Origin of the sequence: Amycolatopsis sp. NPDC051903, assembly GCF_044452505.1 — a bacterium.
In the GTDB taxonomy this organism is placed as follows: Bacteria; Actinomycetota; Actinomycetes; order Mycobacteriales; family Pseudonocardiaceae; genus Amycolatopsis.
On record NZ_JBITBT010000001.1, the window covers coordinates 767,725 to 786,621 of the forward strand.

Annotated in this window: 16 protein-coding genes; 8 read left to right on the forward strand and 8 right to left on the reverse strand. The window is 72.2% G+C overall.

From position 1 onward, the window contains the following. Positions 1-32: 32 nt before the first annotated feature. Both ACIA77_RS03905 and ACIA77_RS03910 read left to right on the forward strand, forming a co-directional pair. A complete protein-coding gene (locus ACIA77_RS03905) occupies positions 33-821 on the forward strand; it encodes an alpha/beta fold hydrolase (RefSeq protein ID WP_395884230.1) in 789 nt (262 codons plus the stop codon). 75 nt (positions 822-896) lie between these two features. Next, positions 897-1,844 (forward strand): esterase/lipase family protein, encoded by a 948-nt coding sequence (locus ACIA77_RS03910; RefSeq protein ID WP_395884231.1) that lies wholly within the window; start codon positions 897-899, stop codon positions 1,842-1,844. Positions 1,845-1,860: 16 nt separating this feature from the next. Here the strand turns inward: ACIA77_RS03910 and ACIA77_RS03915 are convergent, their stop codons facing one another. Beyond that, positions 1,861-2,349 carry a GNAT family N-acetyltransferase gene (locus ACIA77_RS03915; RefSeq protein ID WP_395884232.1) on the reverse strand — a complete coding sequence of 163 codons (489 nt, stop codon included), beginning with the start codon at positions 2,347-2,349 and terminating at the stop codon, positions 1,861-1,863. Between the two features lie 101 nt (positions 2,350-2,450). On the opposite strand from ACIA77_RS03915, the gene ACIA77_RS03920 reads away from it, so the two are divergent. After that, the gene (locus ACIA77_RS03920) at positions 2,451-2,876 is read left to right on the forward strand and encodes a hypothetical protein (protein ID WP_395884233.1); all 426 of its coding nucleotides are present in this window, start codon (positions 2,451-2,453) and stop codon (positions 2,874-2,876) included. Positions 2,877-3,062: 186 nt separating this feature from the next. Continuing rightward, positions 3,063-3,833 (forward strand): DUF1206 domain-containing protein, encoded by a 771-nt coding sequence (locus ACIA77_RS03925; protein WP_395884234.1) that lies wholly within the window; start codon positions 3,063-3,065, stop codon positions 3,831-3,833. 3 nt (positions 3,834-3,836) lie between these two features. On the opposite strand, the gene ACIA77_RS03930 is transcribed toward ACIA77_RS03925, so the two are convergent. Then, positions 3,837-5,690 (reverse strand): GTP-binding protein, encoded by a 1,854-nt coding sequence (locus ACIA77_RS03930; protein ID WP_395884235.1) that lies wholly within the window; start codon positions 5,688-5,690, stop codon positions 3,837-3,839. A gap of 251 nt (positions 5,691-5,941) precedes the next feature. Here ACIA77_RS03930 and ACIA77_RS03935 point away from each other — a divergent pair, with 251 nt between their 5' ends. After that, the gene (locus ACIA77_RS03935) at positions 5,942-6,382 is read left to right on the forward strand and encodes a DoxX family protein (RefSeq protein WP_395884236.1); all 441 of its coding nucleotides are present in this window, start codon (positions 5,942-5,944) and stop codon (positions 6,380-6,382) included. Positions 6,383-6,425: 43 nt separating this feature from the next. Here the strand turns inward: ACIA77_RS03935 and ACIA77_RS03940 are convergent, their stop codons facing one another. The 3 genes from ACIA77_RS03940 to ACIA77_RS03950 all read right to left on the reverse strand — a co-directional run bounded on the left by ACIA77_RS03940 (position 6,426) and on the right by ACIA77_RS03950 (position 10,216). Continuing rightward, positions 6,426-7,127, reverse strand: coding sequence for a TIGR03089 family protein (locus tag ACIA77_RS03940; protein ID WP_395884237.1), 702 nt, complete (start codon positions 7,125-7,127; stop codon positions 6,426-6,428). A 92-nt stretch (positions 7,128-7,219) separates the two neighbouring features. Beyond that, entirely contained in the window at positions 7,220-8,401 is a 1,182-nt protein-coding gene (locus ACIA77_RS03945; RefSeq protein WP_395884331.1) for an LCP family protein, read from the reverse strand. Positions 8,402-8,683: 282 nt separating this feature from the next. Next, positions 8,684-10,216 carry an LCP family protein gene (locus ACIA77_RS03950; protein ID WP_395884238.1) on the reverse strand — a complete coding sequence of 511 codons (1,533 nt, stop codon included), beginning with the start codon at positions 10,214-10,216 and terminating at the stop codon, positions 8,684-8,686. A 136-nt stretch (positions 10,217-10,352) separates the two neighbouring features. On the opposite strand from ACIA77_RS03950, the gene rfbB reads away from it, so the two are divergent. Both rfbB and rfbD read left to right on the forward strand, forming a co-directional pair. Further along, positions 10,353-11,345 (forward strand): dTDP-glucose 4,6-dehydratase, encoded by a 993-nt coding sequence (rfbB, locus tag ACIA77_RS03955; protein ID WP_395884239.1) that lies wholly within the window; start codon positions 10,353-10,355, stop codon positions 11,343-11,345. A 26-nt stretch (positions 11,346-11,371) separates the two neighbouring features. After that, positions 11,372-12,256, forward strand: a complete 885-nt coding sequence (rfbD, locus tag ACIA77_RS03960) for a dTDP-4-dehydrorhamnose reductase (RefSeq protein ID WP_395884332.1) — start codon at positions 11,372-11,374, stop codon at positions 12,254-12,256. A 300-nt stretch (positions 12,257-12,556) separates the two neighbouring features. On the opposite strand, the gene ACIA77_RS03965 is transcribed toward rfbD, so the two are convergent. Genes ACIA77_RS03965 through ACIA77_RS03975 form a run of 3 tightly spaced genes read right to left on the reverse strand, consistent with a single transcriptional unit; the run spans position 12,557 to position 17,115 of the window. Further along, positions 12,557-13,642, reverse strand: coding sequence for a glycosyltransferase family 4 protein (locus tag ACIA77_RS03965; protein ID WP_395884240.1), 1,086 nt, complete (start codon positions 13,640-13,642; stop codon positions 12,557-12,559). Further along, positions 13,635-16,148 (reverse strand): glycosyltransferase, encoded by a 2,514-nt coding sequence (locus ACIA77_RS03970; protein WP_395884241.1) that lies wholly within the window; start codon positions 16,146-16,148, stop codon positions 13,635-13,637. Before ACIA77_RS03970 ends, ACIA77_RS03965 begins: the two co-directional genes overlap by 8 nt. 37 nt (positions 16,149-16,185) lie before the next feature. Then, the gene (locus ACIA77_RS03975; RefSeq protein ID WP_395884242.1) at positions 16,186-17,115 is read right to left on the reverse strand and encodes a glycosyltransferase family 2 protein; all 930 of its coding nucleotides are present in this window, start codon (positions 17,113-17,115) and stop codon (positions 16,186-16,188) included. Between the two features lie 18 nt (positions 17,116-17,133). On the opposite strand from ACIA77_RS03975, the gene ACIA77_RS03980 reads away from it, so the two are divergent. Then, positions 17,134-18,201: a glycosyltransferase family 4 protein gene (locus ACIA77_RS03980; protein WP_395884243.1), complete on the forward strand. Its 1,068-nt coding sequence runs from the start codon at positions 17,134-17,136 to the stop codon at positions 18,199-18,201. Positions 18,202-18,897: the final 696 nt, after the last annotated feature.

An 18,897-nucleotide genomic window follows, 5' to 3' on the forward strand; every position in this document is an offset into this window, starting at 1 on the left:
AATGCCGGTCGAGGCGCGACGCGGAGGTGCGGATGGCTACGGTGACCGTGGACGGTGGGCAACAGGTCCACTTCGTCGACTACGGCGGTGACGGTCCGGCTGTCGTGCTCCTGCACAGCTTCCTGATGGACATCGACATGTGGGAGCCGCAGGTCGAGGCGTTCGGCGCCGACTTCCGGCTGATCGCGGTCGACGAACGCGGCCACGGCGGCACGCCCGCCGACGCGGATTTCGACTACTGGGACGTGGCCCGCGACGCGTTCGGCGTGCTGGACCACCTCGGCATCGAGCGGGCCGCCGTCGTGGGCACGAGCCAGGGCGGCTTCATCGCGCTGCGGATGGCGTTGCTCGAGCCCGGCCGCGTGACCGCCATGGCAGTGCTGGGCACGTCCGCCGAGGCGGAGGCCGAAGGGTCCGGCACGGTTTACCGGCACCTGATCGCGGCCTGGCTGGAGGCCGGGCCGGAGCCGCTGGTCGACGGCGTGGCCGTGTTCTGCCTCGGCGACTACGACGCGTCCGCGTGGAAGCAGAAGTGGCTCGGGGTTTCGGGCGAGCACTTCAAGCGGATCATGGAGACCCTCATCAGCCGCGACAGCGTGCTCGAACGGGTCGGCGAGATCCAGGCGCCGGTGCTCGTGCTGCACGGCAGCGGCGACAGCGAGTACCCGATGGCCAGGGCCGAAACGCTCGTGGCCGCGCTGCCCAACGCCGAACCGCTGGTCACGGTCGTGAGCGGCGCGCACTTCCTCAGCCTTTCGCACGCCGCGGACGTGAACCCGCACCTGAAGAAGTTCCTCGAAGCGCACGCCGCCGGAAAGTAACCCACTCGGGCGAGTTTCCGTTGCCCCGCTGACCCGTTGAACGATCATCGGGTTCCCACAGAGAGGTGGAGCGGGATGGGCGTGCGCGCGTTCGGACGACGGCTGGTGGTCTTCGCGGCGGCACTCGGAGCGGTGGCTCTCGGGACGGTGGCTCTGGGGACCGGCACTGCCAACGCGGCGGGGGAGGAACCCACGGGTCCCGTCCAGCCGAACATCATCTCGGCGGCGATCTACTCGGTCGCCCAGCCGACCGTCGCGCCACCCGGCGCCAACGATTGGGACTGCAAACCCACCGCGGACCACCCCTACCCCGTGCTGCTGTCCAACGGCACCACCGCCAACGCGTACGAGAACTGGGCGAACCTCTCGCAGGTCCTCGCCGACGAGGGCTATTGCGTGTTCGCCGGCAACTTCGGCGGTTCGCCGGGCAGCTTCCTCCAGACGGTCGGGCCGGTCGCGGGCACGGCGGCGCAGCTCGCTCAGTTCGGCGACAAGGTCCTCGCGGCGACCGGCGCGGCGAAGCTCGACGTCGTCGGGCACTCGCAGGGCGGCATGAACCCGCGGTACTGGATCAAGTACCTGGGCGGCGCCACGAAGATCGACAAGCTCATCGGGCTCTCGCCGTCGAACTACGGCACGAGCCTGTTCGGCCTGCTCAGCACCATCCAGGCGATCCCGCCGGCGCGCGACCTCGTGGGTGTCGCGTGCGCGTCCTGCAACGAGCAGTCCACGGGCTCGGCGTTCCTCACCGACCTCAACGCGGGTGGCGACACCGTGCCCGGCATCGACTACACCGTGATCCAGACGAAGTTCGACGACGTCGTCACGCCCTACACCAACGCGTTCCTCAAGCCGGCGCCGAACGTGAAGAACATCGTGCTCCAGGACGTCTGCGCGCGGGATTTCACCGACCACCTCGGCATCCCGTACGACCCGATCGCGCAGCGCGAAGTGCTCAACGCGCTCGACCCCGGGCACGCGCGGACACCGAAGTGCGTGTTCGTGCCGCCGGTGCTCAGCTGATCGCGGGCACCGGGCGTCACAGGGCCTGGTGCATCACGTGCAAGCCGACGTAGCCGTGCACCGGGTGGTGGAACGCCTCGGGCACCGTGCCGAGCACGGTGAAGCCGAGTGACTTCCACAGGGCCACCGCGTGGGTGTTGGTTTCGACCACGGAGTTGAACTGCATCGCGCGGTAGCCCGTGGCGCGGGCCCACTCGAGCACGTGAGCGCCGAGGGCCCGCCCGACGCCCCGCCCGGACCGCGCCGGGTCGACCATGAAGCTGGCGTTGGCGACGTGCGCGCCGGGACCCTGCTGGTTCGGGCACACCTTCGCCGAGCCCAGCACGGTTCCCGATTCGTCCACGGCGACCACGGTCCGGCCGGGCGGTTTCTGGTACCAGAGGGCTCTCGCGTCCTGTTCGCGCAGGTCGCGCGGCAAGGTGTAGGTCTCGCCGGCGGCGACGATGTCGTGCAGGAACGGCCAGATGGCGGGCCAGTCTTCGCCCGTCGCGTCGCGGATGAGCACGCTTCGAGGATCGCGGAAACAGGGTACGAACGCGAAGTCTTTTCGACCCGTTGGGCCATTCCGGTTGTGCAGGCTGCTCGGCGAGTGTCACAGTCGTCGGCATGTTCTGGCCGGTCCCTGACACCTGGAAGCCGCGCGACGACGCCGAGCTGGTTGCCGGCTGGCGCCTGTGGCTCGAGCTGAGCGACCGCGCCTGGCCGACCGCCGCGTGGGACGGCACGCCCGCCGACGCCGTCAACCAGCTGCGGGACCTCCTCGAAGCCTGCGACGACATCGAGACTTGCTACCGCCAGTCCTGCGCCGAGCCGGTGGAGGAGTTCGTGCACGTCATCCAGGGGCTGGTGCTCTGCGCGAGCGCCGTGATCGGCCTCTGGTGGGACGACTACGCACCCCTGGACCCCGACCGCGCGACGAAACTCCACGAGGACCTGCAGCGCTTCGCCTCCCACGCCGAGCAGGTGCTCACGCTGCTCGCCACCCACGGCGGCTGGGCGGCGCTGGATTCGGTGCGCCGCCGACCGGCCTGAGCGGGTTGCGCCGAACGGCCCAGTTCGCCGCCGCGCGCGGATAACCCCCGGTGCGGGCGGGTAAGCGCGGGGGCACGGAGGTGCCCGATGAACTCGCCCGCTCCCCAGGCCGGCCCCGCTGACCGACCCCGCACTGAGAGACCCCGCGTCGACAGACCCCGCGTCGAGAACCCTCGGCGCAGCGAGGTGGCGCAAGCGCTCGGGCGCGCCGGGCTGGTCTGCTACGGCCTGGTGCACCTGGTCGTCGCCTACCTCGCGCTGCGCATCGCGTTCGGCGGCAGCGGCGCGCCCGCCGACCAGACCGGCGCCCTGCAGGAAGTCGGCTCGACGTCGTTCGGCCGCGTGGTGCTGTGGGTGCTCGCGCTCGGGCTGATCGCGTTCGGGATGTGGCAGGTGCTCATGGCCGCGACGGGGTACGAGTGGACCCGCGGTGGCGAGCGGGTGCGCAAGCGCCTCGGCTCGGCCGGCCGCGCGATCGTGGTGTTCGCGCTCGCGTACAGCGCGATCCGCATCGCGCTCGGGGCCGGAACTGCCGACGGGAACCAGAAGCAGCAAGAAGTCACGGCGAGGCTCCTCGCGCTGCCGGCCGGCCCGGCGATCGTGGTGGTCGTCGCGAGCTGCGTCGCCGTGGTGGCCGTCGCGTGCGGGGTCAAGGGCGTGCGGCGGACGTTCCGCGAGGACTTGAACACCGCCGAGCTGCCGCCGGCGACGCGGCGCTGGGTGACGCGCCTCGGCACCGGCGGCTACCTCGCGAAAGGCGTGGTGTTCGCGGTGGTGGCCGCGCTGCTCGCGTACTCGGGCCTGCGCTCGGACGCCCACGAGGCCGGCGGCCTCGACAAAGCGCTGCGCACCTTGGCGGACCAGCCGCTCGGACCGGTGGTGCTGACGGTCGTCGCGCTGGGGCTGGCCGCGTTCGGCGGGTACTGCGGCGGGGCCGCGTGGGCGCACCGGCGGTGAACCTCATTTCGGGCGGTACTCGGCGAATTCGCTGAAGAACACCCCCTCACCCTGGGACAACGCGGGCAGCGCCTGCTCGAACGCGGGCACGGAGGCGGCGGGGATCGTGCCCGTGAGGGTGCAGGACGCGGGCGTCACCGTGGGCTCGTCGGGGATGGCGCGCAGGTCGGCGAGTTTGCGGAGCAGGCCGCTCAGCGCGCCGGCCGGGGCGTCGACCTCGAAGCGGTGCACGGGTTCGTGCACGCGGGTGCCGGCGCGGCGCAGAGCGGCGCGCAGCACGAGCGGGGTCATGCCGCGGAAGTCGGCCGCGGTGGACAGGGGCGGGTAGAACGCGGCGTCGGTGAGGGTGACCACGCAGTCGATCACCGGGCGGCCGCCGGGACCGTCGCGCAGCACCTCGCGGACGGTGTCCTCGATGGCCTTGTGGAACGCCAGCGGCAGCGAACCCAGTTCGACCTCCAGGCGGTAGCCGACGCCGGAGCCGGGCGGGCCGGGCTCGACGCGCAGGCCGACCGTCGCCCAGAAGAACACGCGTTCGTCCGGCGCCGGGTGGCGCACGGCGTGGCCGGAGCCGCGCAGGCGATCGGCCAGCAGGATGCGGGATTCCTCGAACACCGCCCGCAGTCCGAACTCCTCGTCGAGCGTCGAGCGCAGGACCTCCTTCTGCACTTCGCCGTAGAGCTGCACGGACACGTCGTGTTCGTGCCGGCGGACGCTGATCAGCGGGTCCTGTTCGGACAGTCGTTCCAGCGCCGCGTACAGGGCGCCACCGTCGTCCGGGTGTTCCGGGCGCACCAGGGTTTCCAGGCTGGGCGGCGCGAAGAACCCCGGACCCGCCGAGTCCGGCGGCGCACCGAGGTGATCGCCGATGCGGACGTCCTTCAGCCCCCACACGCGCGCGACGTCGCCCGCGCACGCGACGCCGTCCACCGGCTGCGCGCCGTGTTCGTAAACGCGCACGGCCGACGCGCGGCCGGTCAGCTCGACCGTCCCGTCGACCGTGCGGCGGTGGACCGGGAGTGGTCGCCGCGCGGCCAGCGAGCCCGACCGCACCCGGACGTACGCGATCTTCTCGCCCGCGCGGCCGCGTTCGATCTTGAACACGGTGGAGGACAAGGGACCGGCGCCGGTTCGTTCCCGCGCGGGGAACAGCTCCCGCACGCGGGAAACCAGCGAAGCGACGCCGGCGCCCGTGATCGCGGAGCCGAAGACCACCGGGTGCACGGCGCCGCGCGCGACTTGCCGAACCAGGGCGGCGTGGTGGTCGGGCTCACCACCGTCCACATAGGAAGTCAGGAACTCGTCGTCGTCCGCCAGCGCGTCGGCGAGCGCCGGGCCGGGTGGCAGGGGCACGGGTTTTGCCTGCGGCGTGCCGAGTCCGGTCACCGTGTCGAGCGCGACGCAGCGCGGTGAGAGCCGGGTGCGCAACGCGTCGAGCAGCGTCACCTCTTGGGCGCCGACGCGGTCGATCTTGTTCACGAACACGAGCACGGGAATGTCCAGCCGCCTGAGCGTGCGCATCAGCACGCGCGTCTGCGCCTGGACACCGTCCACTGCGGACACGACGAGCACGGCGCCGTCGAGCACGCCGAGGGCGCGTTCGACCTCGGCGATGAAGTCGTCGTGGCCGGGGGTGTCCACGAGCGTGAGGCGGTGCTCGCCCGTGGTCACGGCGACCACGGCGGACTTGATGGTGATGCCGCGGCGGCGTTCGAGGTCCAGCGAATCGGTCTGCGTGTCGCCGCCGTCGACGCTGCCGAGGTGACCGATCACGCCGGTCTCGAAGAGCAGGCGCTCGGTCAGGCTGGTCTTACCGGCGTCGACGTGAGCGAGGATGCCGATGGTCAGGGTGTGCATGCGCGGGTGAGGTCCTCATCGGTGCGGGGGACAGGCCGAACTGGGGTCGATCGGTCTGTCGGCGCATCGGGGTCTCCTCACCGTCGTGGTTTTCGGGACCATACCCATCGGGACCGGACGCGTACAGCGAGTATTTCCGGGTTCCTGTCGGCTTCCTGTCGATCACCCGCCGGAGCGGGCGTCGCGGCTGCTGCCTGCCCTACCTTGGGCCGAGACAGTTGATCTTTCCCCTACTGGGAGCTCTGACCTGTATGTTCGCTCGAACCAAGGACGTCGCGCTGCTGCTGGGCCGCCTCGGCGTGGCCGTGGTGTTCTTCGCCCACGGCGTGCAGAAGTGGAACAGCGGCGTCGGCGCCACCGCGGACTTCTTCAGCCAGGTGGGCGTGCCGCTGCCCAGCGTCGCGGCGGTCTTCGTGATCGTGCTGGAGGTGCTCGGCTCCGTCGCGTTCGTCGCCGGCTTCCTGCTGCCGCTCGTCGCGCTCGGCTACGTCGTGGACATGGCGGGCGCCCTGATCTCGGTCCACGCGCCGCACGGCCTCACCGGCACGGGCGGGTACGAACTCGTCCTGGTGCTCGGCCTCGCCGCCCTCGCCCTCGGCTTCAACGGCGGCCGCCTCTCGCTCGACCACGTGTTGTTCTGGCGCAAGCGCGAGCACCGGCAGGCGCAGGTGGGGGACCTGGAAACGGTCTGAGCACGGCGCGGCGGCGGGCTCGGGGCGAGCCCGCCGCGCGCGGCTACGCCAGGTCGGCGGTGGTGCGTTCGGCTTCGCGCTTGCGGGCGAGCTTCTCCGGGTCCGCGTGCGTGACCTGCACCAGGTGGGCGCTCGCGGCGAGCGGCACCAACAGCCCGTCGAGCACCCCGTCCGGCACGCTCCAGTCCAGGGTGGACAGCACGCGGTCCGCGGCGGTCAGGCCGAGCTTCTCGGCGCGCGACCGCGCTTCGGCCAGCACCTCGTCCACTGTGGACGAACCCAGTGCAGGGGTGTCGCCGGGGATGGGGGACAGGGGCGTGAACTGGTCGCCCGACGTGCGGGCCTCGGTGAGGTAGTCCAGTGCGCCGCCGGGTGGCGGCGTCGAGAGACCGCGGCCCATGGGGTCGAGCGAGACGACGGCGACGGCGGGCGCGTCGACCGAATCGTCCGGGCCGATGAAGACCACGCGGGCGCCGCCGTGGTCCGGGACCACGCGCGCGCCGGCCCACCAGGCGCCGAGCAGGACGCCGGCGGTCTGCCAGTGCGCGGGCAGCCGCACGGCGACGTCGTCTCCCGGCTCGACGTCGAACTCGTCGACGAGCCAGTTGGCCGTTTTCGCGGCCCAGTTCAGCGTGGTCGCCACCGACAGTTCGACCCGGCTGCCGACCCGGTCGTCGTAGTGCGTGATCAGCGGTTTCGCGGGTGAAGCCAGCAGCGGCCGCACCAGCTCTTCGGCCAAGCTCATGCGCCCACCTCGCTGACGCTCGGTGCGCCGTGCGCCGAGGACGCTGTGTTGGATGATTCGGTCGCAAGCTCCCTCATGGCGCCCAGGCTAGTTCAGTTGACGCACGGCACACCGGGGATGCCCGACTGCAGCTGCAGCACCGGCGCCCCCGCGGCGGCCCCACCGCCACCCGCCGGCGCGCGCCCGGCCAGGCCGGCCACGAACTTGCGCACCGCGGCGGGGTCGAGCTCGACGATGCTCTGCCCGTCGGCGCTGCGGCCGTTCGCGGTGATCACCGGGACCGTCGAGAAGGTCAGGTCGCCCGACGCGACGCCCTTCACCTGCTGCGCGAAGTCGAGCACGTCGAGCCCGTCGTCGAGCACGATCGAGCGGTGCACCGCGTCCATCAGGTTGCCCACGGTCCCCGGGCTGGTCAGGGTGCCCGCCGAGAGCACCTGGTGCAGCGCCGAGGACAGGAAAGCCTGCTGCCGCACGATCCGGTCCAGGTCGCCGTGCGGCAGGTTCTTGCGCTGGCGCACGAACGACAGCGCCTCCCCGCCTGACACCTTCTGCACGCCACGGCGGAAGTCGGCGCCCGAGTCCTTGTCCGACGTCGCGTGGTTCAGGCACACCTGAACGCCGCCGAGCGCTTCCGTGAGCAGGTAGAAGCCCAGCAGGTTGATCTCGGCGTAGTGGTCCACGCGGACCTGCGTGAGGTCCTGCACGGTCTGGACCAGTACGCGCCGGCCCTCGGCGTCGGAGTCGCGCTCGATCTTGGCCTGATCGTGCTCGCCCTTGGCGCGTTCGGCGTCCGCGAACTGGGCCTTCGCCACGCCGTACGCCGAGTTGATCTTCGCCTGGCCGCGGCCGGGAATGGTGACCCAGCTGTCGCGAGGGATCGAGACGCCCGACGGTTTGCCGCCGTCCTTCGGGAAGCGCAGCAGGATGATCGTGTCGGTGTTGATGCCCGCCTTCTCCTCGGTGCGCAGCGACTTCAGCACGCTCGTCGGCAGCGGGTTGCCCTGCGCGTCGGTGCGCGCGTCGCTGCCGACGAGCAGGATGTCGGTGGCGCCGTCGTCGGCGGGCGGTGCGGGTGGTTCACCCGCGCGAGGGACCAGGACGTCCGTCGTCGGGACCTTGCTCTGCAGCTGGTCCTTCGTCGCCCACGCGTAGCCGGTGACGCCCAGCGCGAGCACCGAAACGAGCCCGACGGCGATCCGGCGGGTGATGCGCCCGGCGCGGCCGGGGCGGCGGTGCGCACCCGTGGTGCGCGGAGTCGGCTGCGGCAGGTCCATCCGGGGGTAGGGCGACGGCTTCCACCCGCCCGTTTCGTCACCGTCTGTGTCCGGTTCCGGGGTGGACTCGTCGTCGGCCGGACCTTCGTCGTCGGCCGGTTCGCGGTCGACCGGCTCGGCCTCGCCGGCCGCCTCGCCGACCTCGGGTTCCGCCGTCGGCTCCGGGCTCCCGGCTTCCGATTCCGGCTGGTCCTCGTGCTCGTCGCTGTGCTCTGCCACCCCACGTACCTCCCCATGCCCAGCCTAGAGGCCGCCCCCGGCCACCACGCTGAGTGCCCGACTCTAGTTGACGCAGGGCACTCCGCCGGCCGTGATCGGCGGAGCCGTCGACGGCGGCGGCGAGACCGGCTGGGAAACCGGCGCGCTCGGCGTCGTCGTGACCGCCGAGCCCGCGCCGGCGTTCGTCCCGGCGCGGTCCTTGCCCAGCAGCACCCGCACGTGCCCGGCCGCGACGTCGGAGTCCGGCTCGGCCTGCGGGTCGCCGCCGAGGGCCTGGCGCACGAGCGCGAGCGCGCTTTCGTCGGCCGGGTTGTATCGCAGCACCGTGGCCGAGCGCGTGGACAGCCGCGTGTCGTTCGTGAGCGTGAAACCCTTGCCCTGCAACAGGGTGCGCATCTGCGCCGCGGCACCCGTGCCGCTGCCGTCGAACAGTTCCACCGTCACGGCGTTCGCGCCCGGCAGCGTCGAGGCGGTGGGCGTGGCGGACGCGGCGGGCGCCCCGCCGTCGGAGGTCAGCCGGCCCACCTCGGCCTGCACCTGCGCCGGGTCGACGCGCAGCACGTCCGCGCCCCCGATCACCGCGTCGCCTTGCGTGGGGATGGTGTGGAACTCGACGTTGCCGCCCGTGAGCCCGCGCATCTGCTCCGCGAACTCGGTGAGGTCCCAGCCCGCCGACAGCACCACGGACTTCTTCACGGCGGCGACCAGTTGCGCGATCTTGACCGGGTCGGCCAGCACGTCGCTCGAGAGCACCTTGCGGGCCAGGCCCGACAGGAACGCCTGCTGGCGCGCGATGCGGTCGAGGTCGCCGCCCTGCAGGCCGTAGCGCTGGCGCACGAACGCGAGCGCCTGCACACCCTGGATCGTCTGCCGGCCCGCCGGCAGGTTCACGCCGGACTTCTTCTCCTGCACCGGCGCCTTGAGGCACACGTCGACGCCGCCGATGGCCTTGGTGATCTCGTAGAAGCTCGCGAGGTTCACCTCCGCGTAGCGGTCGATCATGCCCGGCTTGCCGATGAACTTCTCGAGCGTGGCCACGAGGTTCTTGCGACCGGCCACCTTCGACTTCTCGTCGACGTCCTTGAGATCGGTGTCGCCGCGGTTCTGCAGCGTCTTGGACGTGTCGTTGTACGCGTACACGTACGCGCTGTTGAGCTTGTGCTTGCCGAACCCGCCGGTGATCTCGACGTAGGAGTCGCGCGGGAACGAGATCGCGATCGCGTGCTCCCCGTTCTGCGGGATGTGCACCAGGATCATCGTGTCCGTCTGCTTCTCCCCGTCGGCGATGCCGGCGTGGAGCATGTCGAGCACCTCGCGCGGCAGCGGGTTGCCCTGCGCGTCGGTGCGGCTGTCCTGGCCGACCAGGAGGATGTCGACGGCCCCGTCGAGCGGCTTCGCGTGCAGCTGCGGCTGGTCGAAGATCTCGGTGGTCGAGAACCCGTGCTGCGGGTCGCCGATGAACTGCCAGCCGTACCACGTGAGCGCGAGGACGACGATCGACACCAGGGACAGGAAGACCTTGCCACCGCGGCGCAGCGCGACGACCGCGACGCGGCGGCGGGAAGCAGGTATCGGTGACCCGGGCCACTCGGTCACGCGTTCCTCCCCAACCATGCCCGCTGGGCACCAGCGTGCCTGCTGGAGACTCTACCGACTCTCGTGTGAGCCATCCGTAGGCTGGTGGTCTGATTGCCCGGTCGGGCACGGGAGACGGGCAGGAAGGTGGAAGAGGATGCGGGTCCTGGTCACGGGCGGTGCGGGGTTCATCGGATCGCACTACGTCCGGCAGGTGCTTTCGGGTGCGTTCCCGACGCTGGGTGACGCCGAGGTGGTGGTGCTCGACAAGCTCACGTACGCGGGCAACGAGGCCAACCTCGCGCCGGTCGCCGGCAGCCCCCGCCTGCGCTTCGTGCGCGGCGACGTCTGCGACGCCCCGCTGGTCACCGACCTCGTGCGCGGGGTGGACCTGGTCGTGCACTTCGCCGCCGAGTCGCATGTGGACCGTTCGATCCTCGGGTCGGCCGATTTCGTGCTCACCAACGTGCTGGGCACCCAGACGCTGCTGCAGGCCGCGCTGGAGGCGGGCGTCGGCAAGTTCGTGCACGTGTCCACCGACGAGGTCTACGGGTCCATCGAGGACGGTTCGTGGTCGGAGGACCACGTGCTGGAGCCGAACTCGCCGTACTCGGCGTCGAAGGCGTCGTCCGACCTGATCGCGCGCTCGTACTTCCGCACGCACGGGATGCCCGTGTGCGTCACGCGGTGCTCGAACAACTACGGGCCGTACCAGTTCCCGGAGAAGGTGATCCCGCTGTTCGTCAGCAACCTCCTCGACGGCCTGAAGGTGCCGCTCTACGGCGACGGCCTGAACGTGCGCGACTGGCTCCACGTCGACGACCACTGCCACGGCATCCAGCTCGTCGCCGACGGCGGCAGGCCCGGCGAGATCTACAACATCGGCGGCGGCACGGAGCTCACCAACCGCGAGCTGACCGGCCGGCTGCTGGAGGCCGTCGGGGTCGGCTGGGAGCGCGTGGAGCCCGTGACCGACCGCAAGGGCCACGACCGGCGCTACTCCGTCGACATCACCAAGATCAGCGGCGAACTCGGTTACGCTCCGCGGGTGTCCTTCGAGGACGGTCTGGCGGGTACGGTGCGCTGGTACGCGGACAACCGCGCGTGGTGGGAGCCGCTGAAGGGCCGCGCCTCGCTCGGGACGTCCTGAAGTCTTTTCACGTGGAGGTGACGGCGGTGCGGCTGGCTCTGCTCGTACCCGGGGGTTCCGGCCAGCTCGGCCGGGACCTGGCAGCGCTCGCGGGTCCCGAGCTGGAGGTGGTCGCGCCGGGCTCGGCGGAGCTGGATGTGCGGTCGGCCGGGTCCGTCGTGGCCGGGGTGGACGCGCTGGTTTCGCGCGCGGCTGACTCCGGCGCTGTGCCGGTCGTGGTGAACGCGTCGGCGTACACCTCGGTTGATGCTGCTGAGGCGGATGAGGTGCGTGCGTTCGCGGTGAACGCGGACGGGCCGCGGGTGCTGGCCGCGGTGTGTTCGTCGCGGCGGGTGCCGTTGGTGCACGTGTCGACGGATTACGTGTTTCCCGGGGATGGTTCTTCGCCGTACGAGGTCACGGACGCGCTGAAGCCGTTGGGTGCCTACGGGCGGACCAAGGCGGCCGGGGAAGACGCGGTGCTGGGGTCGGGGGCGTCGGCGTGGGTGGTGCGGACCAGTTGGGTTTACGGGAAGCACAGGGCGAATTTCGTCAAGACGATTCAGCGGCTGGAGGGTGAGCGGGAGCAGCTGACCGTTGTGGACGATCAGGTGGGGTCGCCTACGTGGGCTGCTGATTTGGCCGGTGGGTTGGTGGAGCTGTCCCGGCGGATCGCTGCCGGGGAGGGGCCGGAGTCTCGGGTGTTGCACTGCACTGGGGGTGGGGAGACTTCGTGGTGGGGGTTTGCCCGGGCGATTTTCGAGGAGATCGGGGCGGATCCGGAGCGGGTTCGGGCTTGTACGACGGACGAGTTTCCTCGCCCGGCGCCCAGGCCGGGGTATTCGGTGCTGTCGAATGCTTCTTGGCGAGAGGCTGGGTTGACGCCGTTGAGGAATTGGCGGGAGGCGTTGGCGGAGTACTTTCGGGCGTAGGCGTATTTACGTGGTCGCGGGCGATTTTGGTGGTCGCGGGCGGCTCGTCGCGCTGGCGCGCGACGTTGCGCTGGGGGCTGGGGAACACACCCCGATCTTTGATTGTCACTACGGCACGGAACCCCTTGTCAAGGCGGGAAAGCGTACCTTGACAAGGGGTTCCGTGCCGTGTGGAGGGCGGGGATCGAGGTGCAGGGAGGGGGCTGGGTGGTTCCCTCGCCGGGGAGAGTGCTGCGGTAGCCGTGGTGGGGTGGTGCGGTAGCCGTGTTGTGCAGTGCAGTGCAGTGCAGTGAAGTGCGGTTAGCGGTTGGCGGCGCGGTGGTAGGCCTCGACGGTCAGGGTGGCGCAGCGGCGCCAGGTGAAGCCCGAAGCGTGGGTGCGGCGGGCGGTCGAGGTGGCGGTGGCGTGGGGGTCTTCGACGGCCTGGCGGAGGGCGGCGGCGAGGGCGTCGACGTCGTCGTAGGGGACGAGGGTGGCGCAGGGGCCGGCGACTTCGCGCAGGGCGGGGATGTCGGTGCACACCACGGGGACGTCGGAGGCCATGGCTTCGAGGACGGGCAGGCCGAAGCCTTCGTCGCGGGAGGGCAGGACCAGGGCGGCGGCGCCGGCGACGACCGTGCGGAGGTCCACATCGGACAGATAACCGGTCTGGCCCGAGCGGGGCAGGCGGGGGAACGGGCCGGGGCCGGCGAAGACCAGGGGCGGCAGGTCGGGCGCGGAGGCGTGGGTGCGGGCGAGCCAGTCGAGGCCCTTGCGCGGGCCGGCGGCGCCGGCGAAGAGCAGGTACTTGCCGGGCAGGCGGAGCTTGGCGCGCTGGCCGTCGTCCGGGGGGCGGGCGGTGAACCACGCCGGGTTGACGCCCAGGGGGGTCACCACGATCTTGTCGCGGGGGACGTCGAGGCGGCCGGCCACGGAGTCGGCGACGGCGGCCGTCGGGGTGCAGATGACGTCGGCGCGGTGGGCGCCGCGGCGGACCAGGTCCGGCAGGGAGCGGTCGGACGGCGCGAGTTCCTCGGGTGCGTCCAGGAAGGCCAGGTCGTGGATCGTCAGCACGCCGGCGGCGCGGAACCGGCCGGGCAGCACGAAGTTGGTGCCGTGGACGACGTCGGTGGGGCCGGCGAACAGCTCGACCGGCGGCAGCTGCGAACGCAGCCACGCCCGGCGCAGCAGCCGCGCGGGCACGGGCATGCCGCGGGCCCGCGCGCCGTGCGGGAGCACGCCCCGCAGCTTTCGCCAGCCGCGCAAGGTGAACGCGACCGCGCGGGGGTCCACTTCGGACATCGACGCGAGCTCTTCGCTCAGCGCGGCCGTGTAGCGGCCGATGCCCGTGCGGGAGCCGAGGAGCGGGGTGCCGTCGAGCAGCACGCGAAGCGGTCGGTCAGCCACGGTTCAGCCGGTTCCGCGCGACCTTGACGACCCGCCCGCCGACGCGCCGCGCGAGCTCGCCCGGACCGCCCTGCGCGAGGTACTCGCGCACGAGGTCCAGGTCGCGGCGCACGAGCGCGCCGCCGCGCACCGGGGCCGTGGTGGTGAGGTCCGCGCCGCCGGGCAGCCGGTCGGCGGCCGGGCGCGGGTTGCGGCAGAACTCCACCAGCGGCTTCAGCGCCTCCGGCCACGCGAACCGGCGCGCGACCTCCGCGATCCGCTCGACGCAGCCCGCCGCGAACTCCTCGTCGTAGAGCGCCTTCTCCAGCGCGGCCGCCAGCGCCTCGGCGTTCTCGGCCGGCACGACGACCCCGAGCCGCTCCGTGCGCACGAGGTCGGCGAACGCGTCGCCGTCCGTGGTGACGATCGGCAGGCCCGCCCACAGGTAGTCGAGCACGCGCGTGCGGAACGCGAACGTGGTCTCGACGTGCTCGTAGTGCGTGGTCACGCCGCAGTCGGCGTCGAGCAGCCAGTTCTGGCGCTCGCCGTAGGGCACCCACTGCTCGTTGAAGAACACGTGCTTGTCGGTGAGCCCGAGGGAATCCGCCAGCCGGATGGTGCGGGCGCCGATGTCCATCTCGGCGACCTCGGGGTTCGGGTGCTTCATGCCCAGGAACACGAGCCGCGCGTCGTCGCGGTTCCGGCGCACGAGATCCATGGCGCGGATCAGGGTCAGCGGATCGAACCAGCTGTACACGCCGCCGGCCCACAGCACGACCTTGTCCGACTCGCCGAGACCCAGCGAGGACCGCAGACCGGGACCGGTGCGGACGGGCGCCTGCGGCGACAACCCGAACGGCACCACCGCGAGCAGCGACTGCGTGGTCGGGTCCGCGTCGTACAGGCGAGGCGACAGCCGGCCCAGCGCCGCGAGGTGCCCGAGCCAGAAGTGGCGCTGCCGCTCCGACGCGCAGAGGAAGAAGTCGGCGCGCTCCAGCTGCGCGTCGAGCACCTTCGTGACGCCCGCGAGGTCGAGCGCGCGCTGGTCGTCGGCCACGCCCTTGCCCTGTTCGAGCAGCTCCAGGTGCATGGGGTCGTAGACGTCGGCGACCACGATCTTGTTCGCGTGCTGGCGCTTCAGCGTCGGCGCGAGCTCCAGCACGTGGCCCTGCAGGATCACGACGTCGGCCCACTCGACGGGCCCTTCGAGGTCGCGGAACTTGCCCGAGCTGACCTTGAACGCCGCGGGCGGCGCCGACAGCAGCGGGTTCGTGGTGATCAGGTGCACGTCGTGCTCGGCGGCGAGCGTCGCGGCGATGTTCCACGCGCGGATCGCCGGGCCGGCCATGCGCTCGGTGATCGAGTCGCCGGTGAGCACGAGGATCCGGCGCCGCTGGCCGAACACCTCCTCGATGCCGAACGCCTCGACGAGGATCTCGTGGGCCCGCAGGTAGTCCGGCAGCGGGTATGCGGGCTCCAAAGCCTTGCGCAGCAACGGAAGCAGGTCGGCGTCCGATCGGGTGCGCGCCGCCTGTTCGACGGCGCGCGACTCGGCCAGCGACGGCATCAGCTCCACGAACCGGTCGATCGCCAGCACGCCCGCGAGCGTCGTGCGCGGCACCGCGACGTCGTCCGTCTCCACCGGCCCGACGCCCTTTTCGAGGTTGAGCCGCTCGGGGTCCAGCCCGCCGCGCGCGGTGGCCCGCCGGACGGCCAGCGCGAGCGCCGCGGGCAGCGCTTTGGCGAGCGATTCGTCGGAGAGGTTCTTGTACAACGCGGCCAGCGCGTTGCGTTCGAGCAGGAAGGTCTCGCGGCCGGTCTCCGGGGCGTCGACGGCCGACATCGTGCCGTGGTGGCGGTGGTAGGCGAGCGACTCGGGCACGTACCGCACGCGCCAGCCGCGCAGGTTCAGCCGCCAGCCGAGGTCGACGTCCTCGTAGAACATGAAGAAGCGCTCGTCGAACCCGCCGAGCTCGGCGAACACCGACGCGCGCACGAACATCGCCGAGCCGGTGCCGAAGAGCACGTCCTTGGCCACGTCGCGCTCGGCCTCGGGCACGTCGGCCAGCGGACTGCCCGCGTGGCGCTTGTAGCCCATGCCGAACCAGGTCAGGCCGGCGTCGACGAAGTCGGTGCCGGTGCCCTCCCAGTCGACGACCTTGCTCGCCACCGCGGCGACGGTCGGCTGCGCCCGCAGCTCGGCGACGGCCGCGGAGATCCACGCGGGCGCCGGGCGGGCGTCGTTGTTGAGGAAGGCGAGCACTGTGCCGTTCGCGTGCCGCGCGCCGAAGTTGCACCCGCCCGCGAAGCCGCTGTTGACCGGCGACTCGAGCACGGTCGCGCCCGGCACGGCGGCGCGGATGCGCTCCGCGTCGTCACCGCCGGACGCGTTGTCGACGCAGATCAGCTCGACGTGCTCGTAGTCCAGGTCGGAGGACAGCGCCCGCAGGCAGGTGATCGTGTCTTCGGCGCCGCGGTAGTTCACGACGATCACCGAGACGAGCGGCAGCGGTTCCCCCTGAGCCAAGACGAGCTCCTGTCCGTGATGTCGGGCCTCGCCCAGCTTAAAGGCCCGCCCACGCGTCCCAGATCGCCCCTCGGCCCAGGGCTGTGACCTCGTCGATGATCTTGCGCTCGCGCAGCGTGGCCGGCAGCCGCGTGAGCACCTCGGCCAGCACTCGGACGCGGAGGCCGACCCGGAAATTGGCGGCAGCGGGCTTGCGGGGGCGCAGCGGCAGCAGGGCCGTGATCGCGGCGAAGCGCAGGACCTCGCGCGCGGCGACGACGGCCGGCGCGCACCGCAGGAGCATGAGGAGGCGGTTGCGCTCGTTCCAGCGGTGGAACAGCGGCGAGCCGGGCTTCGTGCTGGCGCCGTGGAGGTGGTGGACGCGGGCCTTCGGCGCCGCCACGACGTGCCAGCCGGCCAGCCGCAGCCGCCACGCGGTGTCGGTGTCCTCGTAGTAGCAGAAGAAGCTCGCGGGCACCCCGCCGACGGCGCGCACGGCCTCGGTCCGCAGCAGGGCGGCACCGCCGCAGAAGCCGAACACCTCGTCGGCCGGTTCGGTGAGGTCGGCGCCGTGCCCGTCGCCGGTGAGGCGCACGCCCGTGGACTGCGTGGTGCCGTCGGCCAGCTCCAGGCGCGAGGTCACGGCGGCGGCGAGCGGCTGCTCGGCGAGCGTGTCCTCGAGCTCGGCGAGCCACATCGGTTCGGGGGCGGCGTCGTCGTTGAGCCAGGCCATCAGCGGGGTCTCGACGCGGCGGAGGGCTTCGGCCATCGCGCCCGCGTAACCCTTGTTCCGCCTCAGCCGCACGACTTCGGGCCGCGACGGGTGGGCGGTGAGGAGGGCGGCTGTGCCGTCGTCGGAGGCGTTGTCGACGACGAGCGTCCGATGTGGACGGGTCTGGGCGGCGAGGGCGTCGAGGCAGGCCGTGACGTGAGCTGCCCCACGCCAGGTGACCACGACGACGGTGGTGCCGGATTCCGCGCTGGTCACCTGGGTGAGAATAGCGGCGTGCCCCAACTGGTCGTGCTCGCAGAGCAGCTGCTCGCCCCCGTCCCCGGTGGGACGGGCCGCTACACCGCCGAGCTGCTGCCCGCGCTGGCGCGCACCGCGCCGCCCGGGTGGACCGTGTCGAGCGCCGTCGCGCGCCACCGCGACGTGTCCGCTGCGCAGCTGGAGGGCGTCGAAGGGCCGCACGTGCTGCCCTTTCCGCCGCGTGTTCTCGTGGGGTTGTGGCAGCTCGGCCTGCCGTGGTGGCCGGGTGGTGACGCCGTGCACGCGCCCACGCCGTTCGCGCCGCCGCGCCCGCCCGCGGGCAAGACGCTGACCGTGACCGTGCACGACACCGTGCCGTGGACCCACCCGGAGACCCTCACGGCCCGCGGCGTCAGCTGGCACCGGTCGATGATCGCGCGCGCCGCGCGCCGGGCGTCCGGGCTGGTCGTGCCCACGCGCGCAGTGGCCGACGAGCTGGCCGTGCTGGTGGACGTGACGGTGCCGGTGCGCGTCGTGCCCCACGGCGTGACCGTGCCGACGGGCGACGCGCCGCTGGACCTGCCGTCGAAGTACGTGCTCGCGGTGGGGACCATCGAGCCCCGCAAGGGCATCGACGTGCTGATCGACGCCGTCGCCGAGGTCGGCGACGTGGCGCTCGTCCTGGCCGGCCAGCCCGGCTGGGGCGGCATCGACCCGGTGCGGCTCGCCGCGTCGCGCGGACTGACCGACGTGCACGTGCTGGGCAAGGTCACGGACGCCGAGCTGGCGACCGCACTGCGGGGCGCGAGCGTGCTGGCCGTGCCGAGCCTCGCGGAGGGCTTCGGGCTGCCCCTGCTGGAGGCGATGGCCTCGGGCGTGCCGGTGGTGCACACCGACGTCCCCGCCCTCATCGAAGTCGCCGGCGGCGCGGGCGTCGTCGTCCCCCGCGGCGACGCGACCGCGCTGGCGGCCGGGCTGCGCGAGGTGCTCGCTTCGCCTGCCCGCTCGGCGGAGCTCATCCGCCTGGGCCGCGACCGAGCGCGCGACTTCACCTGGCGCGCCGCCGCGGACGCCGTGTGGTCCGCCCACCGCCGGCGCACCTGACCCCCGCGACGGCCTCGTGCGAGCCGAGAGCTGGGGTGCTCGGGGGCGCCGCCCTCGGCCTCGCGGCCCGCGTCCGGTCGCTCCTGATGTCGGCGACGGCGTGGGTTTGGAGTGCTCGGCCGGGGCACCGCTCTTGCCCGTGCGTGCCGTGATCTCGCTGGCTTGCGGTGATCTCGCCTCCTCGGCGGACGCCGTGTGGCTCGCTTCCGTCGGTGGACCTGGTGCCGGCAACGGCCCGATGTGAGCTGCGCGTTAGATGCGCGGCCCGGGCGCCGCCGCCCGTGCGTGCCGTGATCTCGCTGGCTTGCGGTGATCTCGCCTCCTCGGCGGAGGCCGTGTGGCTCGCTTCCGTCGGTGGACCTGGTGCCGGCAACGGCCCGATGTGAGCTGCGCGTTCGAGTGCTCGGCCCTGGCGGCGCCCGCGCCCTTGCGTGCCGTGATCTCGCCGGTTTGCGGCGATCTCACCTCCTCGGCGGAGGCCGTGTGGCCGGCGTCCCGCGGCAGACCTGATGCTGGCGACGGCACGGCGCGAGCCGTGGGTTGGAGTGCTCGGCCGGGGCGCCGCTCTTGCCCTGGCTTGCGGTGATCTCGCCTCCTCGGCGGAGGCCGTGTGGCCCGCCTCCGTCGGCGGGCCTGGTGCCGGCAACGGCCCGATGCGAGCTGCGCGCTCGAGGGCTCGGCCCGGGCGCCGGCTTC